Raw genomic sequence first — 12,647 nt, 5'->3', positions numbered from 1 at the left:
GGTGATGGCAACAAGAAATTAACGGGCGGTTTACCGCCCGTTATATTATACATAGCTAAAAAAGATGCCGAGGAATAGAACTAAACCAACGTAGTTATTGTTCATAAATGACTGAAAACAGGCAGACCTTTCCCGATTTGTGAGCAGTTTCTGCTGATAAACGAATAATGCGGTTGCCAGCAATACCGTCCAATAATAGATTCCCCCCAGATTCACCATCCCGCCAACTAAAACCAAAATGCCCAGCATGATGAATTGCAGAATGCCAATGATCAGTTTATCAAAGCGCCCAAAAAGCACAGCGGTCGATTTCACGCCGATTTTCAGGTCATCGTCACGATCAACCATGGCATATTGTGTATCATAAATGACAGACCAAATGATATTAGCCAAAAATAACAGCCAGCATTCTAAAGGTAAGGACTCACTGATTGCGGCAAATGCCATAGGAATTGACCAGCCGTAAGCAGCACCTAACACAACTTGTGGCAAGTGACTAACACGCTTGACAAAAGGGTAAACCCACGCCAGTGCCAGACCAACGACCGACAATGCAATCGTCATTTTATTCAGTGTCAGAACCAGCGCGAAAGAAATAAGTATCAGTGTGGCAAACAAGATTTTACTTTCTTTTTCGGTAATATCGCCACTGGGAAGAGGACGAGATTTTGTCCGTTCTACATACCCATCAAATTTTCTGTCTGCGAAATCATTAATGCAACATCCCGCAGCACGCATGAAAAACACACCAAGAGTAAAGACTAACCCTATGTGCAAATCTGGCATACCTTTTGCGGCGATCCACAATGCCCAATAGGTTGGCCATAATAGTAATAATGTGCCAATCGGTTTATCGATACGCATTAAACGACAATAAGCACGCCATTTATCCCGCGTAATACTGACCTTCAATCTATTTCTCCCCTTTAGTTCTGTTGATCTTAATTCTCTTTATATACAGGTGAATTCGGTAAAAAAACCTCTGTGAGCAGCAGTGGCTTGCCCGACAGCCTCAATAAAGAACGACGCGCCCAACGATCCCCCTGCCGGCCTATTTGGATATAATCCCGCGTTAAATTATGACCACTAAAAAGATAACGTCCAAGTGGAACCGTGCCGACATCCACCAATTTTCTATCTGGGCCAGTGAGTGTTTCCTCAGGGATCACTGTGCGCCCCAAAAGCCACGGGATGTTATCTCCATACAAGACAATTTCACGTAACCAATATTTTCCACTTTCAGGTAAGTGCTCACTTTCATCATTTAACTCTGCCAGAGTAATAAAATCTTCCCGGAAAGGTGCAACCGATACCTGCTGACAATGTTGTTCAAAGCGACGTGTCATTGAGCCGACTTCCATCAGCCAATCTAAAACAGATTCAGGCAGAGGGTCAGTCTCATTTGATGATAACCAGTGGATGGGGGTTGAATTTAATATTGTGTCATCTGCCATATCATTTTCCCATTGCGGGGAAGAGCAATTTCCCCGACAGCGCAACGAATGGGGAGTGAGGATATCATGTTGCAGACCAATAAAATTAAAAGTTGATAACAAATTATGTAAATCACAAAAAAACTCACCTTAACAACTGTTGTTATTAAGGTGAGAAGAGATTAGATAATATAAAAGTTCAGATTAACGCCACACTTTGAATTGGTTAATCAGGCCATTTGTAGAGCTGTCATGGCTAGTTACAGCTTCTACATCGTGCAGTTCAGGCAAAATACGGTTCGCCAATTGTTTGCCCAATTCTACGCCCCATTGGTCAAATGAGAAGATATTCAAAATGGCGCCTTGAACAAAGATCTTATGTTCATACATAGCAATTAATACCCCCAAACTGAATGGGGTAATTTCACGTAATAAAATAGAGTTGGTCGGACGATTACCTTCAAACACTTTGAATGGCACAACATTCGCCACGTCTTCGGCATTTTTTCCTGCTTGTGCAAATTCAGCTTCCACCTGAGCCTGTGTTTTACCAAATGCCAATGCTTCAGTTTGTGCAAAGAAGTTAGAGAGCAGTTTACTGTGGTGATCACTCACTGGATTATGGCTAATTGCTGGCGCAATAAAATCACACGGGATCAATTTAGTTCCCTGATGGATAAGCTGGTAGAACGCATGTTGACCATTGGTGCCAGGCTCGCCCCAGATAATTGGCCCTGTCTGGTAATTCACCGGATTGCCATCACGATCGATGTACTTACCATTTGATTCCATATTGCCTTGTTGAAAATAGGCAGCAAAACGGTGCAGGTATTGGTCGTAAGGCAGAATCGCTTCAGTTTCTGCCCCAAAGAAATTGTTGTACCAGATGCCGATCAGTGCCAGCAAAACAGGAATGTTCTGCTCGAAGGCGGTTTGCTCAAAGTGTTTATCCATGGCATGAGCGCCACTCAACAGCTGTTCAAAATTTTCATAACCAATGGAAATCGCAATAGATAAACCAATTGCAGACCAGAGCGAATAGCGCCCCCCTACCCAATCCCAGAACTCAAACATGTTTTGGGGATCGATACCAAATTTTCTCACTTCTTGTTCATTGGTGGATAATGCCGCAAAATGTTTCGCGACATGTGCTTCATCAGCGGCACTTTGCAGGAACCAATGGCGGGCAGAATGTGCATTGGTCATGGTTTCTTGCGTAGTAAACGTCTTGGAAGCAATCAAGAACAAGGTGGTTTCTGGATCCAAGTTTTTGAGCGTTTCAACAATGTGGGTTCCATCAACATTGGAAACAAAGTGCATATTCAGGTGATTTTTATACGCTTTCAGTGCTTCAGTCACCATATAAGGACCAAGATCAGAACCACCAATACCAATATTGACAACATCTGTAATGGTTTTGCCTGTATAGCCTTTCCACTCACCACTAATGATGCGTTCACTGAATGATTTCATTTTCGCCAGCACCGCATTGACTTGCGGCATCACATCTTCCCCATCCACCATAATCGGGGTATTACTCCGGTTACGTAGGGCAATATGCAGCACAGCACGATCTTCAGTGCGATTGATTTTCTCACCAGAGAACATACTGCGAATTGCACTGGCTAAATCGGTTTCTTGTGCCAATGCTTGTAATTTCTCCAGTGTTTCCGTCGTAATGCGGTTTTTGGAATAATCCACCAGAATATGCTGATCAAATGTCGCAGAAAATGCCGTAAATCGTTTTTTATCCTGTTCAAACAGATCCCGCAAATGCACATTTTTCATTTGCTCAAAATGCTGCTGCAATGCTTTCCAGGCTTCGGTCTGGCTAGGGTTGATGCTTTTCATGAATAATGCTCTCTATCAACTGTCAATAAATAATAGGAATGCACAGATTGTAACGGCTTAATTCTGTGATTGATCTCCTTTTCCTTGTAATTACTGATATTGGTCAAAATAGCTCATGATTTCCAGTCTTAATTGTTGAGATAGGCAAAAACGATAATTTCCTTTCCATCATGAAAATTATTTATGCTTTATTGTCAAATATTGACTCCGTACGCCTAACCCGATATTTCTAACAGCCTATTCTCTGAACTATTCTCCAAACAAAGGGTTATCATCCATGTGTGCTGTTTCATCTCCTAACTCGCAGTATGTAGTAGCAAAATTTGGTGGTACTAGTGTGGCAGATTTTGATGCCATGAATAATTGCGCCGACATTATCCTGGCGAACACAAATGTCCGGGTGGTCGTTCTGTCAGCTTCTGCTGGCGTAACCAATTTGCTGGTTGCATTGGCGACTGGCTGCGGGAGTGACAAACGGGAGAGTTACCTGAAACAGATCCGTGACATTCAATATGCCATTATTGACCGCTTGAATGAAGCCGATGTGATCCGTGGGGAAATTGATCGCCTGCTGGAAAATATTGAGATGCTGTCAGAAGCCGCATCGCTCGCCACATCAGAAGCACTGACGGATGAATTGGTTAGCCACGGAGAAGTGATGTCCACCTTATTGTTTGTAGAGTTGCTACGTCAACGCAATATGGGTGCCGAATGGTTTGATATCCGTCGGATCATGCGAACCAATGATAACTTTGGGCGGGCAGAGCCAGATATATGCCAGATCCATACTTTGGCAATGGGGTACCTTCATCCTCGCCTGAACAATACAATCGTCATCACTCAGGGGTTTATTGGCAGAGAAGAAAAAGGGCGGACAACTACGCTGGGACGAGGTGGCAGTGATTATACCGCAGCTTTACTGGGGGAAGTGCTTGGTTTACAGCGTGTTGATATCTGGACAGATGTTCCCGGCATCTACACTACCGATCCCCGTATTGTTCCTACCGCTAAACGCATCAATAAAATTGCCTTTGATGAAGCGGCAGAAATGGCAACATTTGGTGCCAAAATCCTCCATCCGGCCACATTACTACCGGCTGTTCGCTGTGGCATTCCGGTATTTGTCGGCTCCAGCAAAGATCCACAAGCAGGCGGTACGGTAGTTTGTGATAAAACAGAAAATCCCCCGCTGTTTCGTGCATTGGCCTTGCGCCGTAAACAGACTTTACTGACATTACATAGCCTGAAAATGCTACATGCCAGGGGTTTTCTGGCAGAAGTTTTTACCCTACTGTCACGCCATAATATTTCGGTGGATTTGATTACTACATCAGAAGTCAGCATCGCCCTGACACTGGATACTAAAGGTTCCACCAGCACTAATGGCAACCTGCTGACCAATGCATTACTCACTGAACTTTCTAAATTGTGCCATGTGGAAGTCGAGGAAGATATGGCATTAGTAGCAATTATCGGTAATGAACTTTCACGAGCAAAAGGATTGGGAAAAGGAATTTTTGGCGTGTTGGAACCCTTTAATATCCGCATGATTAGCTGTGGTGCAAGCAGCCATAATGTCTGTCTGCTCGTTCCGGGTAACGATGCAGAACAAGTCATTCAGACATTGCATCAGAGTTTGTTTGAAGGATGACAAAATAAAGTCAAACATCGAGCCAGAAAAACCCGCATGAAAAGCGGGTTTTCTTGATTTTGCAAAGAGGATTAATTAATCAAACCACAACACATCGGATGTGTTTTTCCCCTCTTTATCATTCATAATAAGAAAACGAAAATAAATTCCATTTTTTGTCCATCGCAGCTATCGTTGCTGCAAGCAGACGATTATTTAGAGAGAATCTTATGAGCACAGCCGTTGCCAGCAAACGCACAAAAAAAACGAAAATGATGACAAATAGTGCCGCTGCAAGCGGTCAGGTTCAGTCTTTAAGCCGAGGGCTGACACTTTTGGAATACATTTCCGATTCGCCTATTGGTGTTGCTTTGACTGATCTGGCGATACAAGCCGGTCTGCCCAACTCTACGACCCACCGTCTTTTGACCACCTTGCAGCAACATGGTTTTGTTCGCCAAATAGGTGATCTAGGGTTATGGGTGATCGCTTCTCATGCTTTTGTCGTTGGGAGTAGTTTCTTACAAAGCCGTAATCTGATGGTGCTGGTTCATCCGATATTGCGTCAGTTAATGGAAGATTCCGGTGAAACCGTCAACCTTGCTATCCTTAATCTGGACGAATATGAAGCCGTGATTGTTGATCAAGTGCAATGCAATGCGCTGATGAGAATGTCCGCTCCCATTGGTGGCAATCTACCGATGCACGCTTCCGGCGCTGGAAAAGCCCTGCTGTCTACCCTCTCTGAACAAAAACGCTTCCAATTGCTGCATAAAAAAGGAATGCACGCTTATACCCAGCATACCTGTACCACCGCCGCAGCATTAACAGAAAATCTCGAACAGATCCGCAAGCAGGGTTTTTCATTTGATGATGAAGAACATGCGTTAGGATTACGCTGTATTGCTGCCTGTATCTATGATGAGCATCATGAAGCCTTTGCCGCTATTTCCATCTCCGGCCCAGTATCACGTATCTCTGATGATCGAGTGACTGAACTTGGCGCTCTTGTCATGCGGGCAGCAAAGGCAATTAGCCGGGAATACGGTGGCATTAAGTAATTTTCTCCAAAAAATAACCAGACCTCATCATGCCGCGAATTATGTCAAGTTATTGAAACACCTGCGGTCGTTTTTAACAGCCAACATAATATCACGGCTTATACTCGATAAACTTCAAGTTGCAATCTGCAAGATGACGCGAGGCCTTATATTTCCCCGCTGCGCGGGGAGATATAACACGCATCTTGAAGTTGGATTGGTATATCTTTCTTATTTGGTTTATTTAAGTACGTTGACTAAATCGCTGTCTACTGCGATACGCAAAAACATCTTCTATATATCCGTTTGTAATACGCTCTTGCAATGCCCGCCAGTAATCTGATTTAAACAGATCACTGTGACTTTCTTCAAAATAACGTCGAATACGTTTGTCAGTACATAAAAAATGCCGAAACTCTTCTGGAAAAACATCGTTAACAGCAACACTAAACCAAGGTTCGCTCGCTAACTCATCTTCTGGGTAGCGTGGCGGAGGAATATCCCGAAAATTCACTTCGGCCATATAACAGATTTCATCATAATCGTAGAAAATCACCCTTCCGTGGCGTGTAACACCAAAATTTTTAAACAACATATCACCAGGGAAAATATTTGCCGCAGCCAGTTGCTTAATGGCATTTCCGTATTCCTCAATCACATCCTTCAATTGCTCCTCATCATTGATCTGTTCCATATAAATATTTAACGGCATCATTTTACGCTCCATATAAAGATGCTTTATCAAGAGGTTATCGCCTAAATCCTCTAACTTTTTTGGTATCTCTTTTTGCAATTCCTCCATTAACTCAGGGCTAATATGGCGTTTATCAATCACAAAGTTTTCGAATTCCTGAGTATCAGCCATTCTTCCAACACGATCATGCTCTTTTACCAGACGATAGCACTCCTGAACACGCTCTTGAGAAACCTCTTTCTGTGGTGCAAATTTGTCTTTAATCACTTTAAATACACGATCAAATGACGGGAAAGTGAAAACCAGCATGACCATGCCCTTCACACCCGGTGCAATTGTGAACTGTTCCTGAGTGGAATTAATGAATGTCAGATATTCACGGTAGTATTCTGTTTTACCGTGCTTTTGACAGCCTATCGCCATGTAGAGTTCTGCTGTGGATTTCGTCGGAAGAATTTCACGCAACCACTCAACTAAAGCGGCGGGCAAGGGCGCGTAAACCATAAAATAAGAACGGGCAAAACCAAAAACAATGCTGGCATCATCGTAGTGGGTCAGACAGGTATCGACAAAAATCCCCCCCGATTCATTGTGATGAATCGGTAACAAAAAGGGATAAACAATCGCCCCCATCCTGATCTTTCCTACCAACCAGGCTGCCTTGTTGCGGTAAAACAATTCATTCGCGATCTGGAATGTGGAGTGTAATAAATCAGATTGGGAAAATGTATTCTGTAAATATTGCGTGATATAACTAATATCCCGATCCAAATTCTCCCATTTAAGGCGTAATGGCAAATCATTTAAGATGGTTCGCAACGTTGCTGCAAGATTATCATTAGGAAAAAAATCCCGTGATAATGGGCGAGAAATATGACGAAAACGGGAAGAGGGTTGGGAAGAAAAGATATAGAGGTTTTCTGGTTTCAAGTTACGATGTTTAAAAAAACGACAGTAAACCGAATTAAAAAAACTTTCGGCAATTTCAAAACGCGGATAATCAGGCAGTAAACGGGTATAAACCGCTTTAACTTCAGCAATGTAATCTTCATCATATTGTAATGAAGTGTGAATGCGCTTCAATTGCTCCACCACCAATCCAACATGATGATCATACAAGTTAATTCTCTTTTTCATGGCCTGCTGTACAGCCGGCCAGTCGGCCTGTTCAAAACGTTGCTGTGCCCCAGAAGTGACCTCCAGAAATCGACCATATTGCGCATCAAATCCCTGCAAAATGGTTTGTGCAATTAAATGTGCGAGATCTATTTCCATATTTAGCCACCTTACTCGGCACGTAAAGGGGTATCCCTTTTGGGAATTCCCCCACAGTTTATTATCCCAATCAGTATAATGAACTTAGAATTGCTGTTCTTCTGTCGAACCGGTTAATGCTGTAACAGAAGCCCCTTCTCCCTGAATAATCGTGGTCACTTTGTCAAAATATCCCGTTCCCACTTCCTGCTGATGTGAGGAGAATGTATAACCACGGTCAAGGGCAGCAAATTCTTGTTCCTGAACTTTTTCAACATAATGTTTCATTCCTTCACCACGTGCATAATCGTAGGCCAAATCAAACATGTTGAACCACATGCTATGTATGCCCGCAAGTGTGATGAACTGGAATTTATATCCCATAGCAGATAACTGCTCTTGAAAACTGGAAATCGTTTTATCATCCAGATTCTTTTTCCAGTTGAAAGAAGGCGAACAGTTATAAGCTAACAACTTGCCAGGATATTTAGCATGGATGGCTTTAGCAAAACAACGAGCCGCTTCAATATCCGGTGTAGAGGTTTCGCACCAGACAACATCGGCGTAAGGGGCATAAGCTAACCCACGGCTGATAGCTTGTTCAATACCAGCACGAGTACAATAGAAGCCTTCACAGGTTCGCTTGCCAGTAATGAACGCTTTGTCATAAGGATCACAATCTGAGGTCAGCAAATCTGCTGCATCTGCATCGGTGCGTGCGATTAATAAGGTGGGTACACCGGAGACATCCGCTGCCAACCGCGCAGCTACCAGCTTCTGAATAGCCTCTTGAGTCGGAACCAAGACTTTGCCACCCATGTGTCCACATTTTTTCACTGCGGCCAGTTGATCTTCAAAATGCACTGCCGCAGCACCCGCCTCGATCATCGCTTTCATCAGTTCAAATGCGTTCAGTACCCCGCCAAACCCCGCTTCCGCATCTGCAACAATCGGCAGGAAATAGTCAATATATTCTTGACTATCTGGATTGATACCATTTGACCATTGGATCTGATCTGCACGACGGAAGCTATTATTAATACGTTTGATTACATTAGGAACAGAATCAACAGGATACAATGATTGATCGGGATACATGCTCGCTGCGGTATTTGCATCTGCCGCCACTTGCCAACCGGAAAGATAAACCGCCTCAATACCTGCTTTAGCTTGCTGAAGTGCCTGCCCGCCTGTCAGCGCCCCAAGCGCATTTACATAGCCTTTTTTCGAGTTACCCTTCAGCAAGTTCCACAACTTTTTCGCCCCCAGCTGCGCTAAAGTATGTTCAGGATTAATCGAACCCCGCAATTTGACGACATCTTCAGCACTATATGGACGAGTGATACCTTTCCAACGCGGTTGTTGCCATTCTTGTTCCAATTGAGCGATTTGTTGTTTCCGGGACATGGTCATGATGTTCTACTTCCTATGCTTAATTAATCGGATATTTTTGCCATTATTGTCTTTAAGCTAATCTAATAACTGATAACCAGGTAATGTTAGGAAATCAATTAAGTTGTCCTGAGTGGTAATTCTTTCCATTAAATCAGAAGCTTCCATAAATCGCCCTTGATTAAAGTGCGGCTCCCCAGCTTCCTGTTTAATCACATCTAATTCTTCTTTCAACATTTCTCTGAACAGTTCTTTTGTCACTTTTTTACCATTAGAGAGTGATTTTTCATGGCGAATCCATTGCCAAATAGACGTTCGGGAAATCTCTGCCGTAGCCGCGTCTTCCATCAAACCGTAAATCGGTACACATCCATTCCCCGAAATCCAGGCTTCTATGTACTGAACGGCAACGCGAATATTTGCGCGCATTCCCTCTTCTGTCCTTTCTCCCAAACAAGGCGCAAGCAATTGTTCAGCCGTAATCGCATCATCTTCTTCACGTAAAACGGTTAATTGGTTTTGACGCTCTGCCAGTTTTGCGTCAAAGACCTCCATGACAATATCTGCAAGCCCTGGATGCGCAACCCATGTACCATCATGGCCGTTATTGGCTTCCAGCTCTTTATCCGCTCTGACTTTGTCCAAAACTTGCTGATTTTGCACAGGATCTTTACTAGGAATAAATGCCGACATTCCTCCCATTGCAAATGCCCCACGTTTATGACAGGTTTTAATCAGTAATCGAGAGTAAGCACTCAAGAAAGGTTGTGTCATCGTAACGGATTGGCGATCCGGCAAAACGCGATCAGCATGATTTTTCAGTGTCTTGATATAACTGAAAATATAATCCCAGCGCCCACAGTTCAGGCCAACGATGTGATGACGCAAGTGATACAAAATTTCATCCATCTGGAATACGGCTGGCAATGTTTCAATCAAAACCGTTGCCTTAATCGTACCTATTGGCAAATTGAAACGTGATTCCGCAAAACGAAACACATCACTCCACCATTGTGCTTCATGGTAGCTCTGTATTTTGGGTAGATAAAAATAAGGACCACTGCCTTTTTGCAGTAATTTCTTATGATTCAAGTAGAAATAGAGAGCAAAATCAAACAGTCCGCCAGAAATCGGTCCGTTCTTGTAGAGGATATGTTTTTCTGGCAGGTGCAGCCCTCTAACCCGGGCAATCAATACTGCGGGATCTGCTTTCAACTCATAACGCTTACCCTGCTCATTGGTATATGAGATCGTTCCATTGACGGCATCCCGTAAGTTAATTTGTCCATTGATGACCTTATCCCATTCAGGTGCTAATGAATCCTCAAAATCTGCCATAAATACTTTTACATTGGCATTTAAGGCATTGATGACCATCTTGCGCTCTACAGGACCCGTTATTTCAACCCGACGATCTTTGAGATCATCGGGTATTCCCTGAATTTTCCAATCCCCATTTCTAATGGAATCTGTTTCCGAAATAAAGTCAGGTAATGAGCCACTATCTATCTTTTCCTGCCAATGTACACGCTCATCCAATAATTTTGTACGTCTGTCAGAAAATTCGATAATTAAATCCTCTAAAAAGCGAATAGATTCAGGTGATAACACCTGTTTCTCCTCCTCTCCAAAAGGTTTAATAAAGGTTAATTTTGTTGCTAATGCCTGCTGCATAATCTCCCCACTTCTCACTTTTAAACACTCATCTGCTTAAGAGTAATCAATTAAAAAAATAAATCAAAAACAGTTTCCATTATTTTTAATAATGTAAATTAATTAAGTAAAATCAACAAATTAAGATACATAAAAGATAAAAAAATCTGGAAAATAAATTCTAAAAAATAACACGCAACAATGTTAAGTTTTTGTTATGCATGAAAAATAACGGATGACTATTGAACGACAGCAACGGAAGGAAAATTAAAAAAATGAGAAGTGGCTCGCTTCAGCAACCGCTCATTTTGATTTAAAACTCAAATTGGATTTAATCTAAGGTGGGATTCATAACAGCCAGATCATATGGCGTAATTTGGTAGACATAATAATTCAACCAATTTGAAAATAGTAAATGACCATGGCTGCGCCAAGACGCAATAGGTTTATTTGCAGGATCGTTATTTGGAAAATAATTAACCGGTAATTCCGGTTCCAGACCAGCAGAACGATCACGCCAATATTCTGCGGCCAATGTACCTGCGCCATATTCAGGGTGCCCTGTCACAAATACTAATCTTTTATCTTTGCTGGCAAATAAATAAGCGCCTGCTTCTTCTGAGCTGGCTAAGATATCCAAATCTGTATGTCCACGAATCAGCGATTCAGGAAAATCAGCAAAACGCGAATGGGGGGCAAAAAATGTTTCGTCAAATCCACGGGTTAACAATGCCAGAGGATCTAAAGTTGAATGGGAATAAACGCCAGATAGTTTAGTTTTTCGCGTATATTTAGGAAGGTGGTAAAGCACTTTCAATGCTGCTTGAACAGCCCAACAAACAAAAAGTGTCGAGGTAACGTGCTCTTTTGCCCACATCACTATTCTTTCAACCTCGCTCCAATAAACCACATCCTCAAATTCAATGAGTCCCAAAGGAGCGCCTGTGACAATCAACCCATCGAAATTTTGATCTTTTATTGAATCAAAATCACAATAAAAAGTGTCCAAATGTTCAGCGGGGGTATTTTTGCATTGGCGACTATCAATACGCAGCAATTGAATATCGATTTGAAGCGGTGTGTTAGACAATAACCGAATAAACTGGTTTTCTGTTTCTATCTTCTTTGGCATTAGGTTAAGGAGCAATACCTTCAATGGACGAATATTCTGAATACTGGCCCGTGTTGAGGTCATCACAAAAATGTTTTCATTGCAAAGAGCGTTCACCGCAGGTAATTCATCTGGTACACGAATTGGCATTGCTTAAAACCTCGACTATTGAACTTGTGTATTTAGACTTCCAGATAGCCAAATTTACCCCAAATGGAAGTTAAATGTCGAGTTATTGTACTCAAATTGAAATTATTTCATTTTATTATATAGGAAATAGTTATCAGAATAAGGAAGAAAAATTAAGCCGATATTAGTCGCAATACGATGTGACCAATATCAATATTTCATAAGTGAAATTAAAGATAGGCAGAGTTCATAACTTGATAGCTCAAACAATCTTTAAACGCCTGATAACTTTGTTCGCTTAGTTGTTCAGGATAACTTAAGACAACCAACTCATAAGGTTCCCTGGCAAGGTGATAACTTGGATGGTGATGCAAATATCGTAATTGATTTTTCCAAACATCTAAACGCAAAAAAGCCATCCGGTGACGGATGGCTTTTCTGACTAATGAATGAGTGTCAG

At 42.3% G+C, this 12,647-nt stretch carries 9 protein-coding genes and 1 pseudogene; 2 read left to right on the top strand and 8 right to left on the bottom strand.

The genetic code is table 11. The features are described from left to right. Positions 1 to 45: 45 nt before the first annotated feature. The 3 genes from ubiA to pgi all read right to left on the bottom strand — a co-directional run bounded on the left by ubiA (position 46) and on the right by pgi (position 3,284). Positions 46 to 912 carry a 4-hydroxybenzoate octaprenyltransferase gene (gene ubiA / locus ABLA76_RS13325; RefSeq protein ID WP_348988286.1) on the bottom strand — a complete coding sequence of 289 codons (867 nt, stop codon included), beginning with the start codon at positions 910 to 912 and terminating at the stop codon, positions 46 to 48. Between the two features lie 29 nt (positions 913 to 941). Continuing rightward, the gene (ubiC, locus tag ABLA76_RS13320; protein ID WP_348988285.1) at positions 942 to 1,454 is read right to left on the bottom strand and encodes a chorismate lyase; all 513 of its coding nucleotides are present in this window, start codon (positions 1,452 to 1,454) and stop codon (positions 942 to 944) included. Between the two features lie 183 nt (positions 1,455 to 1,637). Continuing rightward, positions 1,638 to 3,284, bottom strand: coding sequence for a glucose-6-phosphate isomerase (gene pgi, locus ABLA76_RS13315; protein ID WP_348988284.1), 1,647 nt, complete (start codon positions 3,282 to 3,284; stop codon positions 1,638 to 1,640). A 277-nt stretch (positions 3,285 to 3,561) separates the two neighbouring features. Between pgi and lysC the strand changes: the two genes are divergently transcribed. Next, complete coding sequence (lysC, locus tag ABLA76_RS13310) at positions 3,562 to 4,935, top strand: lysine-sensitive aspartokinase 3 (RefSeq protein ID WP_348988283.1); 1,374 nt, start codon at positions 3,562 to 3,564, stop codon at positions 4,933 to 4,935. Positions 4,936 to 5,144: 209 nt separating this feature from the next. Next, a complete protein-coding gene (gene iclR / locus ABLA76_RS13305; protein WP_047769929.1) occupies positions 5,145 to 5,975 on the top strand; it encodes a glyoxylate bypass operon transcriptional repressor IclR in 831 nt (276 codons plus the stop codon). A 223-nt stretch (positions 5,976 to 6,198) separates the two neighbouring features. On the opposite strand, the gene aceK is transcribed toward iclR, so the two are convergent. From aceK to ABLA76_RS13280, 5 genes and pseudogenes are all read right to left on the bottom strand, one after another. After that, on the bottom strand, positions 6,199 to 7,923 hold the full coding sequence (aceK, locus tag ABLA76_RS13300; protein ID WP_348988282.1) for a bifunctional isocitrate dehydrogenase kinase/phosphatase: 1,725 nt from the start codon (positions 7,921 to 7,923) through the stop codon (positions 6,199 to 6,201). Between the two features lie 84 nt (positions 7,924 to 8,007). Then, positions 8,008 to 9,315, bottom strand: coding sequence for an isocitrate lyase (gene aceA, locus ABLA76_RS13295; RefSeq protein ID WP_348988281.1), 1,308 nt, complete (start codon positions 9,313 to 9,315; stop codon positions 8,008 to 8,010). Positions 9,316 to 9,372: 57 nt separating this feature from the next. Further along, complete coding sequence (aceB, locus tag ABLA76_RS13290) at positions 9,373 to 10,968, bottom strand: malate synthase A (RefSeq protein WP_348988280.1); 1,596 nt, start codon at positions 10,966 to 10,968, stop codon at positions 9,373 to 9,375. A gap of 310 nt (positions 10,969 to 11,278) precedes the next feature. After that, on the bottom strand, positions 11,279 to 12,208 hold the full coding sequence (gene metA, locus ABLA76_RS13285; protein WP_348988279.1) for a homoserine O-succinyltransferase: 930 nt from the start codon (positions 12,206 to 12,208) through the stop codon (positions 11,279 to 11,281). Between the two features lie 209 nt (positions 12,209 to 12,417). After that, a pseudogene (locus ABLA76_RS13280) lies at positions 12,418 to 12,647 on the bottom strand (hypothetical protein); the annotation flags it as partial.

Source organism: Xenorhabdus sp. SGI240 (assembly GCF_040081915.1).
Lineage (GTDB): Bacteria > Pseudomonadota > Gammaproteobacteria > Enterobacterales > Enterobacteriaceae > Xenorhabdus > Xenorhabdus bakwenae.
Note: the sequence above shows the minus strand (reverse complement) of the source record. Positions and strands in the feature narration are given on the sequence as shown.